General features: G+C 64.2%; 23 protein-coding genes and 1 tRNA gene. 11 read left to right on the top strand and 13 right to left on the bottom strand.

Annotated features, from left to right (window positions below; all coding sequences use genetic code 11):
* Nucleotides 1–29: 29 nt before the first annotated feature.
* Nucleotides 30–1,237, bottom strand: a protein-coding gene (locus tag U1H82_RS15780) for an IS3 family transposase (protein ID WP_322962882.1) whose coding sequence is annotated in 2 segments (ribosomal slippage) — nucleotides 30–913 and nucleotides 913–1,237 — 1,209 coding nt in all. Because the reading frame shifts where the segments join, the coding sequence is not laid out codon by codon here.
* A 56-nt stretch (nucleotides 1,238–1,293) separates the two neighbouring features.
* On the bottom strand, nucleotides 1,294–1,596 hold the full coding sequence (locus U1H82_RS15775) for a hypothetical protein (protein ID WP_322965877.1): 303 nt from the start codon (nucleotides 1,594–1,596) through the stop codon (nucleotides 1,294–1,296).
* A gap of 359 nt (nucleotides 1,597–1,955) precedes the next feature.
* On the opposite strand from U1H82_RS15775, the gene U1H82_RS15770 reads away from it, so the two are divergent.
* The 3 genes from U1H82_RS15770 (at nucleotide 1,956) to U1H82_RS15760 (ending at nucleotide 3,355) form a co-directional block, all read left to right on the top strand.
* On the top strand, nucleotides 1,956–2,141 hold the full coding sequence (locus U1H82_RS15770) for a helix-turn-helix transcriptional regulator (RefSeq protein WP_322965876.1): 186 nt from the start codon (nucleotides 1,956–1,958) through the stop codon (nucleotides 2,139–2,141).
* Complete coding sequence (locus U1H82_RS15765) at nucleotides 2,138–2,599, top strand: hypothetical protein (protein ID WP_322965875.1); 462 nt, start codon at nucleotides 2,138–2,140, stop codon at nucleotides 2,597–2,599. Before U1H82_RS15770 ends, U1H82_RS15765 begins: the two co-directional genes overlap by 4 nt.
* Before the next feature lie 171 nt (nucleotides 2,600–2,770).
* Nucleotides 2,771–3,355, top strand: a complete 585-nt coding sequence (locus U1H82_RS15760) for a hypothetical protein (protein ID WP_322965874.1) — start codon at nucleotides 2,771–2,773, stop codon at nucleotides 3,353–3,355.
* Between the two features lie 251 nt (nucleotides 3,356–3,606).
* Here U1H82_RS15760 and U1H82_RS15755 read toward each other — a convergent pair whose 3' ends face one another.
* Nucleotides 3,607–3,990, bottom strand: coding sequence for a GIY-YIG nuclease family protein (locus U1H82_RS15755; RefSeq protein ID WP_511073014.1), 384 nt, complete (start codon nucleotides 3,988–3,990; stop codon nucleotides 3,607–3,609).
* A gap of 213 nt (nucleotides 3,991–4,203) precedes the next feature.
* On the opposite strand from U1H82_RS15755, the gene U1H82_RS15750 reads away from it, so the two are divergent.
* Genes U1H82_RS15750 through U1H82_RS15735 form a run of 4 tightly spaced genes read left to right on the top strand, consistent with a single transcriptional unit; the run spans nucleotide 4,204 to nucleotide 9,679 of the window.
* Nucleotides 4,204–7,668, top strand: a complete 3,465-nt coding sequence (locus U1H82_RS15750) for a class I SAM-dependent DNA methyltransferase (protein ID WP_322965872.1) — start codon at nucleotides 4,204–4,206, stop codon at nucleotides 7,666–7,668.
* Nucleotides 7,665–8,120 (top strand): hypothetical protein, encoded by a 456-nt coding sequence (locus U1H82_RS15745; protein ID WP_322965871.1) that lies wholly within the window; start codon nucleotides 7,665–7,667, stop codon nucleotides 8,118–8,120. Before U1H82_RS15750 ends, U1H82_RS15745 begins: the two co-directional genes overlap by 4 nt.
* Nucleotides 8,117–8,605, top strand: a complete 489-nt coding sequence (locus U1H82_RS15740; RefSeq protein WP_322965870.1) for an ImmA/IrrE family metallo-endopeptidase — start codon at nucleotides 8,117–8,119, stop codon at nucleotides 8,603–8,605. The genes U1H82_RS15745 and U1H82_RS15740 overlap by 4 nt, the downstream gene beginning before the upstream one ends.
* Nucleotides 8,606–8,620: 15 nt before the next feature.
* The gene (locus U1H82_RS15735; protein WP_322965868.1) at nucleotides 8,621–9,679 is read left to right on the top strand and encodes a beta family protein; all 1,059 of its coding nucleotides are present in this window, start codon (nucleotides 8,621–8,623) and stop codon (nucleotides 9,677–9,679) included.
* Here the strand turns inward: U1H82_RS15735 and U1H82_RS15730 are convergent.
* From U1H82_RS15730 to dapB, 4 genes are all read right to left on the bottom strand, one after another.
* On the bottom strand, nucleotides 9,671–10,291 hold the full coding sequence (locus U1H82_RS15730; RefSeq protein ID WP_322965867.1) for a sce7726 family protein: 621 nt from the start codon (nucleotides 10,289–10,291) through the stop codon (nucleotides 9,671–9,673). The two genes, U1H82_RS15735 and U1H82_RS15730, sit on opposite strands and share 9 nt — an antisense overlap.
* Before the next feature lie 334 nt (nucleotides 10,292–10,625).
* A tRNA-Arg gene (locus U1H82_RS15725) sits at nucleotides 10,626–10,702 on the bottom strand.
* Between the two features lie 46 nt (nucleotides 10,703–10,748).
* Nucleotides 10,749–11,417 (bottom strand): endonuclease III, encoded by a 669-nt coding sequence (nth, locus tag U1H82_RS15720; RefSeq protein ID WP_322965866.1) that lies wholly within the window; start codon nucleotides 11,415–11,417, stop codon nucleotides 10,749–10,751.
* 11 nt (nucleotides 11,418–11,428) lie between these two features.
* Nucleotides 11,429–12,157 carry a 4-hydroxy-tetrahydrodipicolinate reductase gene (gene dapB / locus U1H82_RS15715; protein WP_322965865.1) on the bottom strand — a complete coding sequence of 243 codons (729 nt, stop codon included), beginning with the start codon at nucleotides 12,155–12,157 and terminating at the stop codon, nucleotides 11,429–11,431.
* Nucleotides 12,158–12,490: 333 nt separating this feature from the next.
* Between dapB and U1H82_RS15710 the strand changes: the two genes are divergently transcribed.
* Together U1H82_RS15710 and U1H82_RS15705 are read left to right on the top strand one after the other, a co-directional pair.
* Nucleotides 12,491–12,952, top strand: a complete 462-nt coding sequence (locus U1H82_RS15710) for a GNAT family N-acetyltransferase (protein ID WP_322965864.1) — start codon at nucleotides 12,491–12,493, stop codon at nucleotides 12,950–12,952.
* Nucleotides 12,953–13,044: 92 nt separating this feature from the next.
* A complete protein-coding gene (locus U1H82_RS15705) occupies nucleotides 13,045–13,746 on the top strand; it encodes an NAD-dependent deacylase (RefSeq protein ID WP_322965863.1) in 702 nt (233 codons plus the stop codon).
* On the opposite strand, the gene U1H82_RS15700 is transcribed toward U1H82_RS15705, so the two are convergent.
* The 3 genes from U1H82_RS15700 to U1H82_RS15690 form a co-directional block, all read right to left on the bottom strand.
* Entirely contained in the window at nucleotides 13,736–14,527 is a 792-nt protein-coding gene (locus tag U1H82_RS15700; protein ID WP_322965862.1) for a 3'(2'),5'-bisphosphate nucleotidase CysQ, read from the bottom strand. The genes U1H82_RS15705 and U1H82_RS15700 overlap by 11 nt on opposite strands.
* The gene (locus U1H82_RS15695) at nucleotides 14,514–15,860 is read right to left on the bottom strand and encodes a TldD/PmbA family protein (RefSeq protein ID WP_322965861.1); all 1,347 of its coding nucleotides are present in this window, start codon (nucleotides 15,858–15,860) and stop codon (nucleotides 14,514–14,516) included. Before U1H82_RS15695 ends, U1H82_RS15700 begins: the two co-directional genes overlap by 14 nt.
* Before the next feature lie 73 nt (nucleotides 15,861–15,933).
* Nucleotides 15,934–17,640 (bottom strand): methyl-accepting chemotaxis protein, encoded by a 1,707-nt coding sequence (locus tag U1H82_RS15690; protein WP_322965859.1) that lies wholly within the window; start codon nucleotides 17,638–17,640, stop codon nucleotides 15,934–15,936.
* A 295-nt stretch (nucleotides 17,641–17,935) separates the two neighbouring features.
* On the opposite strand from U1H82_RS15690, the gene U1H82_RS15685 reads away from it, so the two are divergent.
* Nucleotides 17,936–18,100: a hypothetical protein gene (locus tag U1H82_RS15685; RefSeq protein ID WP_322965858.1), complete on the top strand. Its 165-nt coding sequence runs from the start codon at nucleotides 17,936–17,938 to the stop codon at nucleotides 18,098–18,100.
* Nucleotides 18,101–18,103: 3 nt separating this feature from the next.
* On the opposite strand, the gene U1H82_RS15680 is transcribed toward U1H82_RS15685, so the two are convergent.
* On the bottom strand, nucleotides 18,104–18,733 hold the full coding sequence (locus tag U1H82_RS15680; RefSeq protein WP_322965857.1) for a DNA-3-methyladenine glycosylase family protein: 630 nt from the start codon (nucleotides 18,731–18,733) through the stop codon (nucleotides 18,104–18,106).
* A gap of 69 nt (nucleotides 18,734–18,802) precedes the next feature.
* Here U1H82_RS15680 and U1H82_RS15675 point away from each other — a divergent pair, with 69 nt between their 5' ends.
* Entirely contained in the window at nucleotides 18,803–19,120 is a 318-nt protein-coding gene (locus tag U1H82_RS15675) for a 2Fe-2S iron-sulfur cluster-binding protein (RefSeq protein WP_322540123.1), read from the top strand.
* 206 nt (nucleotides 19,121–19,326) lie between these two features.
* On the opposite strand, the gene rlmB is transcribed toward U1H82_RS15675, so the two are convergent.
* Together rlmB and U1H82_RS15665 are read right to left on the bottom strand one after the other, a co-directional pair.
* On the bottom strand, nucleotides 19,327–20,070 hold the full coding sequence (rlmB, locus tag U1H82_RS15670) for a 23S rRNA (guanosine(2251)-2'-O)-methyltransferase RlmB (protein ID WP_322965856.1): 744 nt from the start codon (nucleotides 20,068–20,070) through the stop codon (nucleotides 19,327–19,329).
* Complete coding sequence (locus U1H82_RS15665) at nucleotides 20,070–21,683, bottom strand: M20/M25/M40 family metallo-hydrolase (RefSeq protein WP_322965854.1); 1,614 nt, start codon at nucleotides 21,681–21,683, stop codon at nucleotides 20,070–20,072. Before U1H82_RS15665 ends, rlmB begins: the two co-directional genes overlap by 1 nt.
* Nucleotides 21,684–21,794 lie beyond the last annotated feature (111 nt).

Below are 21,794 nucleotides of genomic sequence, written 5' to 3'. Positions count from 1 at the left end.
TGATCTGGCCCCCGTTTGGCCGGACGGATTCAAGCGGTTGCAGAAACCATTGCGCGATGCTCGCGCGGGGAACGCATTTTGAGCCCTGAATGAGGGTGGTTGTCGTTGTAGTCTTCGATCCATCCGGCAAGCGATGTCAACGCGGTGAGTGCATCGGGTAGCGACGAGACGCGGACGTAATCGCGTTTGAGGGTATGCACGAAGGCTTCGGAGATGCCGTTGGATTGCGGGCTGCGGACAGGGGTGAAGCAGGGTTTGAGCCCGAGTTGCCGGGCAAAGGTCCGCGTTTCGCGGGCGGTATAGGCCGAGCCGTTATCGGACAGCATCTCAACCGGCGCGACCGTGCGCATACCGCCGAAGCGGGCCTCCACGGCTTCCAGCATGATGTCGCGCACGTCCGAACCGCTGATGCCGGCATTGGTGACGGCGTGCCAGGCGATGATCTCGCGGTCGTGGGCGTCGATGATAAAGGCGCCGCGCACGACCTCGCCGTTCCAGCAGGTGAACTCGAACCCGTCCGAGCACCAGCGCAGGTTCGAGCGGATCGCCACCACGACGCCGTCATGACCGTAATCGGTTCGCTCGGTATAGCGCCGCGCCAGCAGCAGGCGGTTGGCTGCCATGATGCGGTAGACGCGTTTGTGGTTGACCGGCACCAGTCCTTCGGCGCGCTGCTGTCGATTGAGGACCGCCGCGATGCGGCGGTAGCCGTATGTTGGCCGCTGCGCGGCGATCTGGCGAATGCGGGGCAACAGGTCCGCGTCGTCGGCCTTCGTGTATGGCCCGCGCGTCTTGGTGCTGCCGGTCAGGCGGTCGTACACCGTCGAGCGTCCGACGCCGAGCGTGCTGGCGACCAGGCTCACCGGATAGTCTCCGGCAGCGGCGAGTGCATGAGCAAGCTCGCTTTTTTTGGGCGCGAGCGCTCCAGCGCCTCCTTCAGTATCTCGACCTCCAGCGTCTTGCGGCCGAGCTGGCGCTCCAGTTCGCGGATGCGGGCTTCCATCTCACGGACCTGACGGTTGCTGGTTACGTCATCGTCGCCGACGATCGCGACGCTTCCGCCTTCCAGCATCAGCCGCCGCCAGCGGTACAGCAGGTTCGGGGCCACGCCATTGCGGCGCGCCACCACCGATATGCTCTCGCGACCATCGAGCGTTTCCTCAACGATCCTCAGCTTCTCGGTGGAACCCCAGTGACGACGCCGACCGCCGTCGGTGATGATCTCGGACACGGACATAAGCCTATGCTCAGGGGATAGCCCCAAGCCTCCTTCTTAGGCTTGAATCCGTCCGGTCAAAACGGGGGCCAGCTCACAGCAAAGATCACGGCGTCGGCACCCATTTTCCTGCCACGCTCCCACAGTTCTTTATAAACCTTTTGTTCCGAGACGCGCTTTCCGAAAACGCCGTTCTTTTGGACGGTGGTGCGAATAGGCCCAAGGACCATATACGGCCGATCGACAATATCACCGGCCGTCACCGGAAATGGCCTCGCCAGCACAACGGCTGCGGGTTCGGTTGTGCGCGGTGTCACGTCTTGCGCCGCCGCTGGAGCAGCGGCGATCAGTAGTACGCTTGGGATAAGCCCTTTTAGCATTTCATGCTCCCAACCATTGTTAGGGGCAGCCCGGTCAAAGCCGGGCGTTCGTAACCCAAGCTCTCGCCAAGGCGCATGCGCCTTTACCGGCAAGCCGGTTGGACATGCGCGCATGCCGCCCGGCCGCGAAATCGCGACCGGCCGAGAGCTTTGGGGTTACGACGCCCCGCGCGCGGAATTGGCCGCAGCGCTCCACAGCCGTTGCACATTGAGCCCCGCACATCAACGAAGAACACCACGATGTACAAAGAAATTAACATTCCTCTGCACAACCGCGCACAACCACTAAGAACTTGCTATATCAGTGAAGAACACTGTGGCGTACTGCTCCGTTTAGCACAATGCTTATGGAGTTTGACATGAATACCACACCCTTTCTCACTGAGGCCGCCGCCGCCGAATATCTTGGCCTTTCGCCAACCACTCTTTCACGGTGGCGTTCCTGTGGCGACCGAGGTCCGGCATTCCGCAAGTTTGGTGGCGCAGTTCGTTATGCGCGCATTGATCTTGATGCTTATGCTGATGGCGCGGAGGTCCGGCGATGACCCCCGATCCACGCGGCCCGGTCGAAATCATCCAGCGAGGCACTGATTATTTCAGGCGCTATCGCCAAGGATGTGACAGCGACAGCTTTTACCTGAAGCCTGGGGAAACCGACTGGCACGGCCCCTATCCCTCAGACCCTCACCGGGCGTGGGAGCAGCGAAGCGAACTGAAATGGGCAATCCAGCGCGCCGTCAAAGCAGGCAAGTCAGGTATTTCATTGCAGGTACAGCGTGTCGGGCCATTCATACGCACACGCTGCCTGCCTCAAGGGCCAGCCAAGAAGTTGTCTGACTGGTATCAGCTTCCAACCGGCGTGCCGATGCTCTTAAACCCCCTTGCAACCGCCGAGGACGCCGAACGTGCAAGAGTCCGGGCAGGCTATGTGCGGCACAAGGGGCGGGGTAGCTTTCGTACATGGACCGATGAAGCCGGTGCCCTGTGGGTGGAGCGGCTTTAAGCCGCCCCGCCTACCTTACCGGTGTTCTCTGTACGTTCTTTTCAGGGGGCACTAACTTCATTTCAAGGACAGGTATTTTCCGATTTATCTTCTCTTATTTCTTATATCTGGCCTTCAACTAATAATAATAAGAGAAATAAAATCGGAAAATGAGTCCTTTAGGAACAGAGTTTGATCAAAATAGGAGAAAGAAAATCGGAAACTGATCAGCAAAAGGAGGGGCCGATTGGCGGTGCCCAGCTCGAGGATAACATCATGCGCAAGCGACGCGGCTACTTCGATGACCTGTTCAATTTGTCGGTTGGCGGCGAGCTGGCAATCGCCCCAGAGACCGGCGAGAGTACAGAGCGGGCCTTACGACGCCTTAAAGGATGGGCATCTAAACAAAAGGCGCACGATCGAGCTTATCGAATGAAAATCGACAGCGGAATCATACGGGTGCAGCGAACGCCTATGGGCCGCAACACCGTTCTGTCCGACTGGCTTTTGATGAAAGGGGGTGACCGGCTACTACTTAAGACGAAGCCCACCAAGGTGGATATCAAGCGAGCCTTGGGCACAGTCGATCATCTCGGAAGCCAGACGTACAAGCACCGCCTGCCGGGCCATACAGCGAAAGGGGCGTGGTACACTGGCGTTGACCGACAGGGCAGGCTTATCGCCATGTGCATACAGGACAAGGATGGGAACTATGCACCGCCCGATATCGAGGTCAATGGCCCCTTCGTAGTGGGATGGAATGGCGAATGGCCCTGAGACAGGCTAGGAAGATCGCATAGCGACTTCGGGCTGCCACTGGCCCCATGTGCCCGGCCGCCGCCGATCGCCGCTCCTGAAGAATCTGAGCGGCTTCTAGCATTTAGTCGGCCTCGTCCGCCAGTTCGGCTATTGGAGCGGCACCGAGCTGGGACAGTTTGCCCCCTCATACTCCCAGTAATCCATCCCGCTCACAGCCGACCAATCACACCCGAGATCATGCACCACCGCCAGCGCAGCCGCCGACGGGCTTAACGGAACACGACCTTGCGTGGCTGCGAAACGGTGCAGGTTATGTCCGGTTCGTTGGCGAACGTCAGCGTGGCGCCGATCGGGACGTTCAGACTTGTAAAGGTGCGCACCTCGCGCCGCCGCCGCAACTGCTCAATCTCGCGACGCTCCGCCGAGCCGATCGACTGCTCCACGTCCGTCACATCGACCTTGCTGTCGGCGACCAGCTCGATGATGGCCTTGTCGAGGTCAGGATCGATAGTGAAGAACTCGCGATTGCGGCGCGCCCGCTTTTCGCCGAACACGAAGTGCAGGGTCCGCTCCAGCTTGGCGCAGTCGGGGACATAGGCGGCAAAGTGTACTTCGAACGGCACGGGTATTGACGTCGTGTCGAGCTGGCGCACTCGATCGCCCAAATCGTTCTACCGCGTCAGCCCTATTTTTACATAGTCAGGCATGGCTTCGTTCGTCAGGATATAGACCATTCCAGCGCTCACGCTCCACCCCACCTATGTAGTAGGTGGATTATGTGCGAGGCAGGACATCAATAGCAACGAGCGCTAGTGCAGCGCCGACATATATCGCGCTGAATGCGACTAGGGGATACGCAACGATCTATGGCGACTGACACAGACATCGAAGCGTTCATCGCGCACTGGCGCGAGACTGGTGGGTCAGAGCTAGCAAACACGCAGAGCTTCATTGGCGCGCTATGCAAGCTGGTAGGCGTCGAGCCGCCGCAAGGTAGTCGCGCGGATGATACCCACAATGACTATGTGTTCGAACGCCGCGTGTTTCAGAGCAATGGTGACGGCTCGGTCAGCTTTGGGCGCATAGATGCCTACAAGCGCGGCAAGTTCATCCTCGAAGCAAAGCAGGGTAGCGATGCCGACCGGGCAGCCGCCGAGCGCGGCGAGGACGATCTCGACCTCTTCGGCCAAACCGCGACCGCCCGCATGAAGCGCGGTACCGCACGTCGTGGCACACCGGGTTGGGCAAAGGCGATGGTGCAGGCCAAGGGGCAGGCGGAGCGCTACGCCAAAGCACTTCCAGCGGACCATGGCTGGCCACCGTTCCTGCTCGTTGCGGATATCGGCTACTGTATTGAAGTATATGCCGACTTCTCCGGCACAGGTAAGTCATACGCCCAGTTTCCCGATCGCTCCCGCTACCGCATCATGCTCGACGACCTGCGCGACCAAAACGTGCGCGAGCGGCTCGCGGCGATTTGGGAAGCTCCTGCCAGCCTTGACCCCGCCGCTCGTGCTGCCCGCGTAACCCGCGACATCGCCGACCTGCTCGCCACCGTTGCCCGCCGGCTGGAAAAGCGTGGTCACACCGCCGAGCACACCAGCGGCTTCCTCATGCGCCTGCTCTTTACGATGTTTGCCGAAGACAGCGGGCTGATCCCGGAGAAGAGCTTTACCAACCTGCTCAAGAATCAGCGGGCGGCGCCGCAGCACCTAGAGTACCAGCTCACCGCCTTGTGGGCGGCGATGGACCGGGGCGAGTTTTCCCCTGCGCTTGGCGTCCCGCTAAAGCGGTTCAACGGTTATCTATTCAAGGATCGCACCGCGATCGCCCTCGAGGCCGAGGAGCTGGAGGTGCTAATCCGGGCGGCTGAGCATCGCTGGACAGAGGTCGAGCCCGCCATCTTCGGCACGCTGCTTGAGCGCGCGCTCAACCCCAAAGAGCGCGCCAAGCTCGGTGCTCACTACACGCCCCGAGCATATGTCGAGCGGCTGGTGGGGCCGACGATCACCGAACCGTTGCGCGCCGACTGGGCGGGCGTGCGCGTCGCCGCATCAGAGCTGATCGACCAAGAAAAGGCGGAGGAAGCGCGCCGCACGGTGGAGAAATTTCATACCCGGCTCGCCCAAACCCGCGTGCTCGATCCCGCCTGCGGTACAGGCAACTTCCTCTATGTTGCGATGGCGCGGATGAAGGAGCTGGAAGGCGAGGTGCTCGACCTTCTCGTAGACCTCGGCGATGATCAGTATCTCGCGGAGCTTACCGGGCACACGATCACGCCGGAGAATTTCCTCGGCATCGAAATCAACCCGCGTGCCGCCGCCATCGCGCAGCTAGTGCTCTGGATTGGCTATCTCCAATGGCACTTCCGCGTGAACGGCCCCGACCGCTCGCCGCCCGAGCCGATACTGCGCGACATCCGCACTATCGAGAACCGCGACGCGCTGATCGAGTGGGACGAGCGCGTGCTGGAGCGCGACGCATCTGGTGGGTCCGTCACCCGCTGGGACGGCGAAACGATGAAGCCCCATCCAATCACTGGCAAGGCGGTGCCAGACGAGACGGCGCGGGTAGAGATTTACCGCTACGTCAAGCCGCGCGCGGCCAAGTGGCCGAAAGCCGACTTCATCGTCGGTAACCCGCCGTTTATTGGCAAGAAGCAGATCAAGCTTCAGTTAGGTGACGACTACGTCACCGCGCTTCGCCTTGCTTACCCGGATGTGCCGGATGGGGCCGACCTTGTAATGTACTGGTGGGAAGCCGCCGCAAAGCTCACCGCCGCGGGTGATGTCTACCGCTTTGGATTAGTAACGACCAACAGCGTTACGCAGGTCTTCAGTAGACGTGTCTTGTCTAAGTGGCTTGAGGCGCGCCAGCCGGTTTCCGTTCTCTATGCCCTTCCTGACGCACCTTGGGTGGATGTTAAAGATGGAGCGGCGGTTCGGGTGGCGATGACGGTCGCAACGAGCGGGAGCCATGTTGGGCGCCTAGAGATCATCGCGACGAACTCAGGCTCTGCGGAGACAGCAGAAACGGCGACGGTCCGGTTTGGATATATTGGCGCAGATTTGTCGGTAGGCGTGTCGGTCGTGAGTGCACGGCCGCTCCGAGCTAATGAGTCGCTTTGTGCTGTGGGGTATCAGCTAAACGGCACCGGGTTTGCCCTTTCTCCGGAGGTGGCCCTAGCGCTGGCTAAAGATCAAACGATTGATACCCGCCGCATTTTCCCTTTGCGAAATGGAAGCGACATCAATGGCCGATCCCGAAACCTATATTGCATTGATCTTCACGGATTATCGGAAGCTCAAGTTCGAACGGATTATCCACTTATCTACCAGTGGGTCTTAAATCACGTTAAGCCGGAAAGGGACCAGAATAAGGAGGAAAGCCGCCGCCTCAACTGGTGGCTCTACGGGCGGTCGAATGAAACATTGCGAAACGCTATTAGGAGCATCGACCGTATGGTCATCAGCTCAGTGACATCCAAGCACCGCTTCTTTGTTTTCGCGCCCAGTGAAACTCACATTGATAGCACCGCATTCGCGGTTGCCGTCGACGACGCATTCCACCTTGGGGTAATGTCGAGCACGATTTACCTGTCATGGGTTTTGGCTGCGGGCGGCACGCTTGAGGATCGGCCACGTTTTAACAAAGGTAGCTGCTTCGATCCCTTCCCATTTCCCGCCGAGGTCCCCGAGCCGCTCAAAGCCCGCATCCGCTCCGAAGCCGAAGCACTCGACACTCTCCGCAAACGCGTGCTCGCCGAGCATGCCGACCTGACGCTCACCAAGCTCTACAACGTTCTCGAAGCACTGCGCGAAGGCCGCACGCTGACGCCGCAGGAGCGCGACATCCATGATCGCGGGCTCGTGACGCTGATCCGCCAGCATCACAACGCGATCGATGAGGGCGTAGCGGACGCCTACGGCTGGGGAGACGAGCATCGCGCCGGCACGCTGAACGAGGAGACGATCCTCACTCGCCTCGTCGCGCTCAACAAGGAGCGCGCGGCGGAGGAAGCACACGAGTTGGTGCGCTATCTGCGCCCCGAGTTCCAAGATCCCGGCTATCGCGCGCCCGTCGCCACCACGCTTGACCTAGGGGAGGCGGCAGTGGGTTCGATCAGCAACGTCATTCCTTGGCCCGCGACCTTGCCCGAGCAGGTCGGCGCAGTGCAGTCGATCCTCGCTGCCGCGCCCGCGCCGCTTGCGGCGGCAGACGTGGCCCGCAGCTTTAAGGGGAGGCGCGCTACAACCGTTCGACCTGTCCTTGATGCTCTCGCGAGCCTTGGACTGGCGAGACGCCTCAACGATGGACGTTACGCCGCATGACCGACCAACGCCCTTCTGCCTTCCAAAGACTACGCTTCTTCGCCACTGGCGCGTTAGGTGCGATCATAGGCGGCGCGATCGTGTGGATCGGGCAGGCTGGAAGTTTCAGTCTCCGCCCGGTGGGCATGTCATACGCCGATCTGGCCGCGACCCTCCTGTCAGCGGTGGGCGTTATCGTCGCCATCTTCGGCGGCGTGCTGGCCTTGGCTGCCCTCTGGGGCTTCAATCAGCTCAAGCGCGATGCGATTACCGCCGCAGAGAACGCCGGATCAACCGAGATACGCGAACAGATTGAGAACGGCGCAATCCGAGATTATATCAAGGGGGAAATCGAGCGGCTGACCGCTGAGGAAGTCAACTCCGAGCGGATGGATCAGCGGATCAAACAGCGCGTGGACGCTGTGACGTTTGGCCGACCCGATGACGACAGATTGTTGGAGGAAGACGAATGAGTCCGGAATGGAACAGGCTGGACCCTGACGTCCGTGCCCAGATTGAGGCGTTTCAAGATGCACCGCCGGTGAGGCTGCCCGAGCTAGCCCGTGCCTTGGGCGTGCCTGTCAAGGCGGCGACGTTAGGGCCGGGCATATCCGGTGAAATCCGACCTGACGAGGATGGGGGCTTTGTGATCCGGATCAACCGGCACGACCCTGCCAAGCGGCAGCGGTTCACCGTGGCGCACGAGCTTGCGCACTACCTCTTGCACCGAGACGAGATTGGCAACGGGATCGAGGATGACGTGCTGTACCGGTCCAGCCTGTCCGATCGCCGTGAACAACAGGCGAACCGCTTGGCAGCGGACATTCTGATGCCGGGCGATCTATTGGCCGAAGCTCGTGAGGCAGCGGAAGAGAAAGGCGTTGGCGACTTGGTTCTATACCTCGCCGACCTATTTGCGGTTTCCGAAGCCGCGATGCGGATTAAGGTGGGGCAATAACAGGGAGAGAAGCCGGTGCCAGTTGAATGGAGTGATGTCCCTTACCTGCCCTTGCTTTCGATCCGGCCAGCCGAAATGAGAGCGCTTGAAGAGCTACCAAATACGACCAAGGACCGACTTCTACCGATTGTTCATCTTCGGCCTTGGGTTGGCTCGCATCGACTGGAGAACGCAACAGGGCGCATTGCAGAGGCATATGGTGATCGTCGGGTCGTGATAGCGATGGGCGAGCGCGAGCAGCCCAATGAACGCCCCGTTCACGCCGAGCTAGCTACGCTCCGCCAACCGGCCCACGGCTTTCGCGAATGGTGCAACTTCTTCGAGCAGAACGAGAATTACATCCCAGCGATGCAATTCTCACCCGAGGTTCCGGAAGAAGAAGCCCAAATTGCAAGGCTGTTCGGCTTAGAGCGCGGACTTGTCGTTATCATCGAACGCCCAGCGTTCGGCTTCATGGGCGTTATTGCGCGGCGCGTGGGAGAACGCACCGGCGGAGGCCAAGGCGTTTGCTTCGTTATTGATTTTGGTATCGCTAGTCGTGACCACCTACAGGTCGCCGCCATCGCTACCGGCTACATCAACACCATTCGGGAACATGCACCCGCAGCGTATGTCGCTCTTTCCGCTTCATCGTTTCCTGACAGCTTCGTGGGCGTCAGCGATCAACCTATCTATGAACGCCGCTTATTCGACACGATGGCCGAGACCGACCGGTTGATCTACAGTGACCGGGGTAGTGCCCGCGTAGAACGGCAGACGGGCGGCGGTGGCCAGCCCGCGCCACGCATCGACTATCCGTTGTTCGATCTTTGGGACTTCTACCGCTCAGACGACCTCGTGGGCTTTCCCGGCTATCAGCAGCAAGCCATCAATGTCATGGCGGGCGGCAACTGGAATCCTGCATTGCGAGTCTGGGGAACGCAGATGATCGAGCGAACCGCCGCAGGTGATATGTCGGCTATCGGAAGCCCCCAGAAAGCCACCGCCGCCCGGATCAACCTACATCTTCAACTGCAAACGTTCTATGGTGCTCCCGGCGACGCAGAGGACACCGACGAGGATTGGTCAGGCTGACGCCAACGCCAAACCATTTTGAGCCGCCATCCAGCGGCTCCAATATGCCTCACGTTCGTCGGCAAGTTGGCGAGCCTGTGTTCTGGCTTTCGTAAACCGGCTCAACAGCGGCAAGTCTGCGGATCGTATCGACCGCCGGGACACAGCGGCCCAGAACTGGCGGCTAGTAGCGTCGTACCGCGCCGCAACCGCCGTGCCGAAGTCACCCCTGCGCCGTTCGGCCTGCGTCATCAGGTCGATCAACGCTTCGGCAGCGACGATGTTGACCTTTCCCTCGACCAGCGTCTGTAGGGTGCCGCATTCGTCATAGGTCCAAAGCGAACCGCCGTGGAGCGCGTCCGGTGCGATATTCGGCACATGGGATGGCGCCACGATCGCAACCGCATGATTGAAGTATCGGGCATATGCCGCCATCTGCGCTGGCAAGCGACGCAGCGTGTCCCTGGCCGTCTTGATTTCGAATCCAATGGAGGTCTCCGCAAACACCGCGAGGTCCGCACGCACGCCGCTGCTACCCAGCGTGAACTCCGCAGTGACGATCGGCTTTGGACGGCGGCCAGTAGCTTGCCGCACGCGCGTTAGTACCGCAGCCTTGACCTGTCCTTCGTTCATCGGTTCTCCCTCGACGCGGGCGTTTGATAATCTGCCCTTGGACCGTCAAGGCGCAAGCGCCGATGTGAGTCCCAAAAACGACGAAAAATAGAACGCGACCGGCTGGCATACTATTGCATTAGGGGTGGAGTTTATCCGGAAATAAGGGTGTTACCCTTCCGGGCACGCATGGACTGGTCGCCGATTATCGATAATCGGCAGCGAAGAGTCGAGAAGTCACCGACCCGGGACCATCCGCTAGCCCGGCCCGAAGCCACCTACCTGCCGCAACACACCCCAATTTACCGGATTGTTACCGGAGAAGCGGCGAACGGACTGCTAAGTCGTTGATTAATGGCGCACCCGACAGGATTCGAACCTGTGGCCTCTGCCTTCGGAGGGCAGCGCTCTATCCAGCTGAGCTACGGGTGCGTGGGCTGGCCGGTTAGCATCGCCTGCCCTACCGCGCCAGCCCTTTTTATGTCGTCGCGCTATTTCCGGTCTTGGCCGCTGGCGCAGGCGTCTTGGGTCGGTAGGCGCACAGATCCTCGACCGGGCAGCGCCAGCATTCGGGGCGGCGCGCCTTGCAGATATAGCGGCCGTGCAGGATCAGCCAGTGATGCGCATGGACGCGAAACGGCGCGGGCGTCGCCTTGTCGAGCTTCAGTTCGACGGCGAGCACCGTCTTGCCCTTGGCCAGGCCGGTGCGGTTGCACACACGGAAGATATGCGTGTCGACCGCGAAGGTCTCCTGTCCGAAGGCGACGTTGAGCACGACGTTAGCGGTCTTGCGCCCGACGCCGGGCAGGCGTTCCAGCGCTTCGCGGTCCTGCGGCACCTCGCCGCCATAGTCGTCGACCAGCATCTGCGACAGGGCGATGACGTTCTTGGCCTTGGTGTTGAACAGGCCGATCGTCTTGATATGCGCCTTGAGCCCCTCTTCGCCCAGCGCCAGCATCTTTTCGGGCGTGTCGACCTCGGCGAACAAGGCGCGGGTGGCCTTGTTCACGCCGACATCGGTCGCCTGCGCAGACAGCGCCACGGCGACGACGAGCGTATAGGGATTGCGATATTCCAACTCGGTCTCGGGATGCGGGTTCGCCTCCGCCAGCCGGTGGTAGAATTCGACGATATCGGCCTTTTTCATGCGCGCCGCCTTTACAGACCCAGCACGTCGCCCATGCGATAGCGCCCCGGCGCCTGTCCCGCGAGCCACAGCGCCGCGCGCACTGCCCCGCGTGCGAAGATGGTGCGGTCCTGTGCGAAATGCCCCAGGGTCAGCCGCTCGCCCTCGCCCGCGAAGATCACCTCATGGTCGCCGATCACCGAGCCGCCGCGCAGCGCCGCCATGCCGATCGTTCCCTCGGTCCGCGCACCGACCAGCCCCGCGCGGCCATCGACCCGCAGTTCGGACAGCGAATGCCCCCGCCCCGCCGCCGCCGCCTCGCCCAGCAGCAGCGCGGTGCCCGAGGGCGCATCGACCTTGTGCCGGTGATGCATCTCGGTGATCTCGATATCCCAGTCGCTGCCAAGCCGCGCCGCCGCCTCCCGCACCAGATTGGCGAGCAGCGTGATGCCGAGCGAGGTGTTGCCGGTCTGGAGCACCGCGATCTCGGTCGCCGCCGCGTCGATCGCTGCATGCTGGGCCGGGGACAGGCCGGTGGTGCCGATCACGATAGGCGTCCGCGCCGCCCGGGCCGCCGCCAGATGTGAATCGAGCGCGCCTGCGATCGAGAAGTCGACCAGCACATCCGCGGCCTTCGCCAGCGCATCGGGATCGTCCCGCGAGTCGCATCCGCCCGCCAGGGTTCCGCCCTCGCCCTCGATCAGGTCTGCAATGGCCCGGCCCATGCGCCCGGCGCTGCCGTAAATGCCGATGGCGGTCATGCGGGGGCCTTGGGCGACAGGAGGGCGTGGGTATTCATACGATGTTCCTTTACACAGGTTGCGGCCGGGGGAAACCGGCCGCGATATGTTCGGTCCAACGACCAGCGGACCGTTCCGGGCCATCGCTGCGCCGCTTGCCGATATCGATCCGATCGCCGTCCGGGTCGGCGAGGATGAGGGCGCATGGGAACCATGGGAGCGCTATGCGGCGGGGCGGTTCTGGCGGCCGGCTTTTCCGCTGATCGTTATCGCCCGGACACGGCCCTCGTCCGGCGTTGCGCCCTGCATCGGAAGCAGACATGCTGCCGCCATTCCTATTCCGGGAGGTGATGGATGATCGAGGTGCGTGAGGGCGGTCTGTCCCATGACCAGACCCGAGAATTGCTGGCGATCCACCTCGCCGGAATGCACGCGAACTCGCCACCGGGTCATGTCTTCGCCCTCGACCTCTCCGGTCTACAGACGCCGGATGTGACGGTGTGGACGGCCTGGTGCGGGGAGCATGTGGCCGCGATCGGCGCCTTGAAGATGTTATCGAGCGACACGGCCGAGATTAAGTCGATGCGAACGCACCCTGATTTCCTGCGGAGGGGAGCCGGGTCCGCAATTCTGGAGACGATCATCGCAGCCGCTGCCGCCCGGGGCGTGCGCCGGATCAGCTTGGAAACGGGAACGGGCGCATCGTTCGAACCGGCACTGGCGCTCTACCGGCAGCGGGGCTCCGCCAACGGCCCTGCGTTCGGAGGGTATGAACCGAGCGACTTCAACCAATTCCTGCATTTGTCCCTTGCCTGAAACGGCGTCGGCTTGACCGGTTTGCGAACCGGAACGGCCCGTCCGCTTTTCCACCCATTCCAGACGACGATTGCAAAGCCCATCTTAGCGCCATGACCGACACCCGAAACATCGTCATCCTGACCGGCGCAGGGATTTCGGCCGAGTCCGGCATCGCCACCTTTCGTGGGCCCGGCGGGCTGTGGGAGGGGCACCGGGTCGAGGATGTCTGCACGCCGGAAGCGCTCGCGGCCGATCCAGACCTCGTTCACCGCTTCTACGACCTGCGGCGGGCGGCGCTCGCCGGTGTCATGCCCAATGCGGCGCATGCGGCGTTGGCGCGGCTGGACCGGGAATGGCCGGGGGAGTTGCTCATCGTCACGCAGAATGTCGACGACCTGCATGAGCGTGCCGGGGCCACGCGCTTGCTCCATATGCATGGCGCGTTGAAGCAGGCCTTGTGTGCCGCCTGCGGGGCGCGGTTCGACTGGCGGGACGACCTGCCGCCCGGCACCAGCTGCCCCGCCTGTACCGCACCGGCACTTCGGCCCGATATCGTGTTCTTCGGCGAGATCCCCTATCATATGGAGCGGATCGAGGCGGCGTTGGCGCAGGCCGATCTGTTCGTGTCGATCGGCACGTCGGGTGCGGTCTATCCGGCGGCCGGGTTCGTGCGGATAGCACGTGCGTATGGCGCAACGACGCTTGAGCTGAATCTCGATCGATCGGAGGGAAGCGGCTGGTTCGACGAAAGTCGATTGGGTCCGGCGGGTCAGCGGGTGCCCGAATGGGTGGAGCAGATGCTCAGCGTGTGACGGGGACAATGACCTCGCGGGCGCGGGGGGCGAGCCGCGCGACCGCCGGGTCCAGAAGCCCGCGCGCCGTCACCAACACGCCGAAGGCGCGCGGGTCGGGCTTGTTGAAGAGCAAGGGCTGGCCCAGCGCATCGGCGACCCCTGCCCCCGCTTCCGACGCGATCAGCGCGGCGGCGGCGATGTCCCACTCATTGCCCCAGCGCAAGGTGGCGACCAGGTCCGCCTCGTCGGCGGCGACCATGGCGATACGGAGTGCGATCGAGTTGGGCTTGAACACCGCGACCAGATCGCGATCGGCCTTGGGCAGCGCATCGACCGGCACGCGCGCACCGGGCATCTGGTGGCAATAGCCCGCACTCAGCGCGCTGCCGTTGCGGGTCGCGCCATGCCCCGCCTGCGCCAGCCATAATTCTCCGCGCGCGGGCGCGGCCAGCACGCCGATCACCGGCACCCCGTCCTCGACCAGCGCGACCGACACCGCCCAGCCCTCGCGCCCGCGGATATAGTCGCGCGTGCCGTCGATCGGATCGACCACCCAGACGCGCCGCGCCGCCAGACGGTCGGGCTTGTCCGCCGTCTCCTCCGACAGCCAGCCCGCATCGGGGATCAGCGCGTGGAGCCGCGCATAGAGCATCCGGTCGACATCCAGATCGACCTCGCATACCGGGCTGCCCGGCGTCTTTTCCCATTGGCGGAAATCGGTGCGCCAACGGGCGAGCGCCATCGCCGCCGCCTCACGCGCCGCCGCGACGACAGCGGGGATCAGCTCAGCCGCTAGCAATCGTCATTCCATCGATGCGCAGCGTCGGCACGTTGACGCCATAGCGGAACTCGAGGTCGTTGGCCGGGGTCATGCCGAGGAACATATCCTTCAGATTGCCTGCCACGGTGAACTCCGCAACCGGCTCTGCGATCCGTCCGTCCACGATCCGAAAGCCCGCCGCGCCCCGGCTATAGTCGCCAGTGACCGGATTCACGCCGCTGCCGATCAGTTCGGTGACATAGACGCCCTCGGCAATGTCGGCGATCAGCGTCTCGACCGGCACGCGGCCCGGCGCCATGAACAGGTTGCTGGTCGACACGCCCGGCCCGCCGCCGGTGCCGCGCGCGGCATGACCGGTCGGCTCCAGCCCCAGCTGGCGCGCGGAGGCCGAGTCGAGCAGCCAGGTCTCCAGCACCCCGTCCTCGACGATGGCGGTCGGCGATACTGCCAGCCCCTCGCCGTCGAAGGGCCGCGAGCGCAGGCCGTGCGGGCGATGGGGATCATCCTCGATCCGGATGCCCGCCGCCATCACCTGCTCGCCCAGACGATCGAGCAGGAAGCTGGTCCGCCGCGTGATCGCCGCCCCCGCGATCGCCGAGACGAGATGCCCGACCAGCGACGATCCGACACGCGGGTCATAGACGACCGGCATGGCGCCGCTCGCCAGCTTGCCCGGATTGAGCCGCGCCACGGTCCGCTCGCCCGCGCGGGTGCCGATCGCCTCGGGGCTTTCGAGCAGGCGACGCAGGCGTGCGCCGTGATGGGCATAGTCGCGCTGCATGCCGGCACCCTCGCCCGCCACCACGCTGACCGACAGGCCGTATCCGGTGGCGGCATAGCCCGCCGCGAAGCCATGGCTGGTCGCCAGGGCGGAGACGACGCGCGAGGCGGACGCGCCCGCCCCTTCGGAATTGGTCACGCCCGCGACGGCACGCGCGGCCTCTTCGGCCTCCAGGGCAGCGGCGCGCAACGCCTCGGGCGCGACCTCGCCACCGTCATCCAGGTCGAGCATCGGCGGCGCGCCGTGCAGCAGGCGTTCTTCGGGGGCCAACCCCGCCCAGCGATCCTCGGGTGCCTCACGCGCCATGGCGATAGCGCGCTCGACGGCGCGGTCCATCGCATCGCCCGACAGGTCCGAGGTCGAGACGCTGGCCGAGCGCCGCCCGACGAACACGCGCAGGCCCAGTTCCTCGCTCTCCGACCGGCCGACATCCTCCAGCGCGCCGAGGCGCACCGACACCTCCAGCGCGGCATCCGCGGCAAAGACCGCGTCGGCGGCGTCGGCTCCGGCGGCGCGGGCACGGGCAACGATATCGGCGGCCCGGTCGCGGGCCTGTTCGGGGGTCAGCATGGCTCAGGACTTAAGGACGCTTGGCCGGGGATGCCAGTCCCTGTCGCATCGCCGTGATGACTTCCCCGCTCCCTCAGGCGACCAGCGCCAGGTTGGGCGGCGTCACCGCGCGATATTCGGTCGCCTCCAGCCGGAACTGCACGACTTCGCTGGCCAGCACTTCCGCCTCCGCCGCAAGATGGCGGGCGGCAGCCGTCGCCTCTTCGACCATCGCCGCATTCTGCTGGGTCGAGCCGTCCATGTCGGCGACCGCGATATTGACCTGTTGAAGCCCGGTCGCCTGATGCTCCGCCGAGGAGGCGATCTGCGATACCAGCGTGCTGATTTCGGTGATGCGGGCGGCGATGGCCTCCAGCGTGCGTCCAGTCTCGTTGACCAGATCGACGCCGATGCCGACCTGCGAGGTCGAGCTTTGAATGCGCGTCTTCACGTCGCGCGCCGCATCGGCCGAACGCTGGGCGAGCGCACGCACTTCGGAGGCGACCACGGCAAAACCCTTGCCCGCATCGCCCGCCCGTGCCGCCTCGACGCCGGCGTTGAGCGCAAGCAGGTTGGTCTGAAAGGCGATGCCGTCGATCACCGAGATGATTTCGGAGATTTCGGTCGAGGACCGCTCGATCGCGCCCATCGCCTCGACCGCACGACGGACCACCGCACCGGACTCCTCGGTTTCCTGACGGGCGGCCACGACGATCGCGTTGACGCGGGCCGCGCCCCCGGCCGTCTTGCGGACCCCGCCGGTGATCTCGTCCATCGCCGCGGCCGTTTCCTCCAGATTGGCGGCCTGTTGTTCGGTACGTTGCGACAGGTCGTCGGATGCGGCGCGGACTTCGGCGGCCCCGGTCTTCACATGGCCCGCCGCACGGGCGATCCGGGTCAGGGTGCGCGACAGCCGTTCCATGCTGGTGTCGAACGACCGCGCCAGACCGCGATATTCGTCCGGCAGGGTATCGCCGACACGATGGGCGATATTGCCCTCGCCCAGTTCATCCAGCGCCGCGGCCAGTTCGCGCACGACGACGTGCTGCTTTTCGGCATTGCTCACCTGCGCCTGGGCCGCGATGCGGAATATCTCGACCGCCGAGACCATGGTGCCGATCTCGTCGGCGCGGTCACGCCCGTCCAGCTTCAGGGTCAGGTCGCCGTCCGCCATGCGCCGCATGGCATCGGCCGTCGCGCCGATCGGGTGCAGGACACGCCGCATCAGATAGAAGAGCCCACCCGCCAGCAGACCTGCAACGACCAGCCCCATCACGACCAGAATCGCGATCGTCATATGCAGCTTGGCCAGACTGTCTTCGCTCACCCGCGTCCGTGCTTCATCGGCCGCCGTCACCAGCGCGTCGATGTCCCGCCGATGCGCGGCGTACAGCGCCGAAAGCCGGGCATAGCTGGCCTGCGCCGCCGCCTGGTCCCCCCGCCGGATCGCAGGAAGCGTAACCGTGTCGAGTTCGCGCCAGAAACCATCCGCCTCACGGGCAGCCTTGTCGATCAGCATCGACTTCAGCCCGTCTTGCAGCGCCGACACCTTCCATTTGTCGATGCTGGCCCGGAAATCCTTTTCCAGCCGCGCCAGCGCCGCCTGACGATCGCCGAGCGTCGCAGGCTGCTCGACCAGCAGCGTCGCCTCCAGATAGGGCTCGATGATATAGGCGGGCGGCGGCAGGATATCGGCCTGAAGATCGCTGATCCGCTGATTGGCGGCGGACAGCGGGCCGCCGATGCGGATAGTGTCGATCTTATATCCGGTCAGTGCCGCGCCCGTGATGAGGACGGCCATGACAATCATTCCGCCAGCACGGCATTTCTTATGTATGCTCAAGAGATTATCCCCCCCGTCATTCTCTTATACCCGACAGGTGATAACTAACCGTTATTGGCGATATTACAGTTTCATATTTGATTGTTGCGGATGGATATTTCGGCGCGATCGCATGTACTTGGATGGAAAAACAGGTGCCGTTTCGTCAGATCGCCGATCGGACAGGCATCCTCCTGAACCGTTGGACGGCAGGGACGTTGGGAACGCCATGACGCCACATCCCCCTCGCCCGCCATTGACCTATCAGAAGGCCATGCTTCGTGTTTCGGCGGGGCGGGCCATCGACGTGCGGGCGAAGGTACGTATCACCAGCGGCGGGCTGCTGGCGATCGGCGGCCTCGTCTCGTCGATCCTCTTGTCGACGGCCGTGCTGGTCGGGGTCGCGACCCGGCACCTGCCCCGTCGCGACCAGTCCTAGCCGTCACACCGGCGCGGCGTCGGCGCCTGCGCCGTAATGATGCCAGGTGAAGATGGCCAGGGCGCTGCGGTGCGGGCGAAAGCCTTCGGCGAGTTCGCGCACCCGCTTCTCCGAGGGCCGCGCGTCATGGCCCAGGATGCGCCCCATCTCGATCTGCACCGCCAGGTCGCCTGCGGGCCAGATATCGGTCCGCCCCTCCGCGAACAGCAGATAGACCTCCGCCGACCAACGGCCGATGCCCTTTACCCGGACGAGTTGCGCAATCGCCTCTTCGTCATCCTGGGGCAGGTCGGACAGGTTCAGGCGACCGCTCGTCACCTCCTCGGCCAGGCTGCGCAGATAACCCGCCTTTTGCCGGGAAATGCCCGCGCCGCGCAGCTCTTCGTCGGTGACGCCGTCCAGGCGGGTCGGATCGGTCGCATCGCCCAGCAATTCGTGCAACCGCCGCCAATGCGCATCGGCCGAGGCGACCGAGACTTGCTGGCCCAGGATCGTGCGGACCAGGGTCGCATAGCCCCGCGCGCGGATGCGCGGCGCAGGATAGCCGATCCGCTGCAACGCGGCGGCGATGGCGGGCTCGACGGCGGCGAGCGCATCCAGGCTTTCGCGAATCTGTTCGGCGCTCAGCCCCATGATGCTTGATCCGCGCGTTCAGGCCCGGCAGAGCCGCTTCCAACAACAGGGCCGACAAGGAGAATGGACATGCCCAAGCTTATCGTCGTGACCCGCGACGGGGAAGAACGCGAAATCGACGGCGAGGCCGGTTTGTCGGTGATGGAGGTCATCCGCGACGCCGGCGTGGACGAGCTGCTCGCACTGTGCGGCGGGTGCTGTTCCTGTGCGACCTGCCATGTGCATGTCGATCCGGCCTTTGCCGACACGCTGCCCGCGATCGGCCCGGACGAGGATGACCTGCTCGATTCGACCAGCGACCGGGATGCGACCTCGCGCCTGTCTTGCCAGCTGCCGTTCGGCGAGGCGCAGGACGGGATGCGGGTGCGGATCGCGGCGGAGGACTGATCGGGCATTGCCCGTGAACGTCGGAAGGCGGGGTTTCGGCCCCGCCTTTTTTTCTGCGCGGAGACGCGGAGGCGCGGAGATGGTGTATACGGCCGCAAGACCAGTTCGCGATCATCAACTGCTACCACACGTCTGCCGGTCGCGAGAACGGGGTGAGATCGCGGCGAACCGGACATCTCCGCGTCTCCGCGCGAACCGATAGCCCGTTAGCGCGCCGCCACCGCGTACAGCGCGATCGCCGCCGCGTTGGAGACGTTCAGGCTCTCCACCTTCGGGCTGATCGGCAGCTTGGCGAGTTCGTCGCAATGCGCCTCGGTATTCTGACGCATCCCCTCGCCCTCGGCGCCCAACACGATGCAGATGCGCTGCGTGCCCATCGCCTGGGCGAGCGTCTGGCTGGCATGGCCGGTCAGGCCGATGCGCCAGAACCCGGCTTCGGCGATTTCGTCGAGTGCGCGCGACAGGTTTACCACGCGAACCCAGGGCACCGTCTCCAGCGCGCCGCTGGCCGATCGGGCGACCGTGCCCGATTCGGGCGGCGCATGCCGATCCTGGGTCACGATGCCCACCGCGTCGAACGCGGCGGCCGAGCGCAGGATCGCGCCGACATTGTGCGGGTCGGTCACCTGGTCCAGCACGACCAGCGGCCGCTGATTATCCTGCACCTCGTGCAGCAGGTCGCCCAGCCAGATATCCTCCAGCGGATCGACCTCTGCCACCAGGCCCTGATGCGGCGCGTCAGCGGGGACCAGGCGGCCCAGATCGGCGGCATCGGCAAAGGTGACCGGCAGGATCGGCGGCAGGTCGAGCGCGGCCAGCGCCTCGCGCGTGCCCCAAATCTTGCGCACCGTCCGGTTGGGGTTGGCGAGCGCCGCCGTCACCGCATGCCGTCCCCAGAAGCGGGGGCGGTTGGATGAAGCCTGGCTGGGGCGATGTCCTCGGCGTGCCATCAGTCGTCGGTATCCGTAAAATCAAAGGGTCTGGTCGTCGCCGGTTGCGTCGGCACCGGCGGGCGCGGCAATGCCTTGTCCGCATTCGCCGCCGCGAGCAAGACCCCGGCGAGCACGACCGAGGCCTGACGCATGTCGTCGGCCTTCAGATGATCGAAAGTATCGGCCGAGCTGTGGTGCGTCCGGCTGCCATAATCCAGCGGGTCCTGGATGAACTGGAAGCCCTGCAAGCCGACCGCCTGCATGAAGACATGGTCGGTGCCGCCGGTCGTCCGCTGCACGACATTGCCCGCCCCCAGCGAGGCATAGGGCGACAGCCATTCCTTCAGCATCGGCACCGCCGCCGGATTGTTCTCGGCATAGAGCCCACGCAGCTTGCCCGAGCCATTGTCGATGTTGAAGTAGGCGGCCAGGTCGCCATAACCGGGCTTGGGTGTGATCGGCCAGCGATTGGTCCAGCCATAATAGCGCTTCAGGCCGGTCTGCGGCGCGTCGCCTGGCCGCCCGCGCGACGCCAGATGCTGCTCGACATAGGCCATCGAGCCCAAAATGCCCTGTTCCTCGCCCGACCAGAGCGCGAAGCGGATGGTACGCTTGGGCCGCTGGCCGGTGGCGGTTAGGATGCGCGCGGCCTCCATCACCATCGCGCTGCCCGCCGCATTGTCGGTCGCGCCGTCGCCCGCGACCCAGCTGTCGAGATGCGCGCCCGCCATCACATAGCCCGCCTTGGGGTCGGTGCCGGGGATTTCGGCGATGATATTGTAGGCGTTGACGTCACTGTCGTCGTAACGGACATCGCTCAGCACCTCGATCGTCGGCGCCGGGCCGGTCTTGGTCAGGCGGGCGAGGCGGCGATAATCCTCGGCCGCCAGTTCGATGCCGGGGACGGCGGGCGTCTCGCCGCGCCCGAACAGATAGCCTTCGCCGTGCACCAGCTTGCCGTCGCGATAGCTCTGGGTGACGTACGCCACCGCCCCCTCGGCCTTCAGGAAGGCGTCGAGCTTCTGCGCGAAGTCCAGCCGCTTCATGCGGCGATCCGCGCTGTCCGGGTCATGTTCGGGCTGGACGTACAGGTCGAGCTTGCCGATGTCCTCGCCCGACAGGCGGCGGAAGGGCGCAGCGGTCTGCTCGTCGCCGGTGCCGGGCATCGACACCATCACGATCTTGCCGCGCAAAGCCCCACGCCACTTGTCGAAATCACGCTCGCGCTTCATCGGCGCGACGATGACCGGGGCGGTCACCGCGCCGTTGGTGGCGGGTGTCCAGGCGATCGGGATCGCCGTCAGTTGCAGCGGACGGGGCGAGACCATGCGCACGCTCGCCCGCTCGATCGACCAGCCGCGTCCGAAGGCGAAGCCCTCCTTATGGACATTCTTCAGGCCCCATTTGGCGAACTGCTCGGCGGTCCAGCCCTCGGCGGTGCGCATCGCCGGGCTGTTGGTCATGCGCGGGCCGATCACGTCGGTCAGATGCTGCGCGGTCTGCATCACCTGGCTGTGGTTCATGCCCTCGTCGATCAGCCGGTTGGCGGCGACCCGGTCCTGCGCGAGCGCGCTGGTGACGGGCAACAGGGCAACCGCCGCGGCGGCGGCGGCGAGACAGTGAACGCGCATGATCGTCGAGAACCCCCGGAATATTCGGTTATGGGTCAGAGGCTATGTCCCGATTGGCCGACATGCAAGCAACCGGATCAAGCCCGACTTGCGGAAATCGCACAAAACGGC

The sequence above is a fragment of the Sphingomonas fuzhouensis genome (assembly GCF_034659795.1).
Taxonomy (GTDB): domain Bacteria; phylum Pseudomonadota; class Alphaproteobacteria; order Sphingomonadales; family Sphingomonadaceae; genus Sphingomonas; species Sphingomonas fuzhouensis.
Note: the sequence above shows the minus strand (reverse complement) of the source record. Positions and strands in the feature narration are given on the sequence as shown.

What these genes read in the sequence shown, in the direction of transcription:
- U1H82_RS15730 (WP_322965867.1), bottom strand. Translation starts at nt 10,291, where the DNA reads ATGAACGAAGGACAGGTCAAGGCTGCGGTACTAACGCGCGTGCGGCAA.
- dapB (WP_322965865.1), bottom strand. Translation starts at nt 12,157, where the DNA reads ATGACCGCCATCGGCATTTACGGCAGCGCCGGGCGCATGGGCCGGGCC.
- U1H82_RS15775 (WP_322965877.1), bottom strand. Translation starts at nt 1,596, where the DNA reads ATGCTAAAAGGGCTTATCCCAAGCGTACTACTGATCGCCGCTGCTCCA.
- U1H82_RS15685 (WP_322965858.1), top strand. Translation starts at nt 17,936, where the DNA reads ATGCTTCGTGTTTCGGCGGGGCGGGCCATCGACGTGCGGGCGAAGGTA.
- U1H82_RS15770 (WP_322965876.1), top strand. Translation starts at nt 1,956, where the DNA reads ATGAATACCACACCCTTTCTCACTGAGGCCGCCGCCGCCGAATATCTT.
- rlmB (WP_322965856.1), bottom strand. Translation starts at nt 20,070, where the DNA reads ATGGCACGCCGAGGACATCGCCCCAGCCAGGCTTCATCCAACCGCCCC.
- U1H82_RS15675 (WP_322540123.1), top strand. Translation starts at nt 18,803, where the DNA reads ATGCCCAAGCTTATCGTCGTGACCCGCGACGGGGAAGAACGCGAAATC.
- U1H82_RS15695 (WP_322965861.1), bottom strand. Translation starts at nt 15,860, where the DNA reads ATGCTGACCCCCGAACAGGCCCGCGACCGGGCCGCCGATATCGTTGCC.
- U1H82_RS15745 (WP_322965871.1), top strand. Translation starts at nt 7,665, where the DNA reads ATGACCGACCAACGCCCTTCTGCCTTCCAAAGACTACGCTTCTTCGCC.
- nth (WP_322965866.1), bottom strand. Translation starts at nt 11,417, where the DNA reads ATGAAAAAGGCCGATATCGTCGAATTCTACCACCGGCTGGCGGAGGCG.
- U1H82_RS15710 (WP_322965864.1), top strand. Translation starts at nt 12,491, where the DNA reads ATGATCGAGGTGCGTGAGGGCGGTCTGTCCCATGACCAGACCCGAGAA.
- U1H82_RS15740 (WP_322965870.1), top strand. Translation starts at nt 8,117, where the DNA reads ATGAGTCCGGAATGGAACAGGCTGGACCCTGACGTCCGTGCCCAGATT.
- U1H82_RS15690 (WP_322965859.1), bottom strand. Translation starts at nt 17,640, where the DNA reads ATGGCCGTCCTCATCACGGGCGCGGCACTGACCGGATATAAGATCGAC.
- U1H82_RS15680 (WP_322965857.1), bottom strand. Translation starts at nt 18,733, where the DNA reads ATGGGGCTGAGCGCCGAACAGATTCGCGAAAGCCTGGATGCGCTCGCC.
- U1H82_RS15665 (WP_322965854.1), bottom strand. Translation starts at nt 21,683, where the DNA reads ATGCGCGTTCACTGTCTCGCCGCCGCCGCCGCGGCGGTTGCCCTGTTG.
- U1H82_RS15705 (WP_322965863.1), top strand. Translation starts at nt 13,045, where the DNA reads ATGACCGACACCCGAAACATCGTCATCCTGACCGGCGCAGGGATTTCG.
- U1H82_RS15750 (WP_322965872.1), top strand. Translation starts at nt 4,204, where the DNA reads ATGGCGACTGACACAGACATCGAAGCGTTCATCGCGCACTGGCGCGAG.
- U1H82_RS15765 (WP_322965875.1), top strand. Translation starts at nt 2,138, where the DNA reads ATGACCCCCGATCCACGCGGCCCGGTCGAAATCATCCAGCGAGGCACT.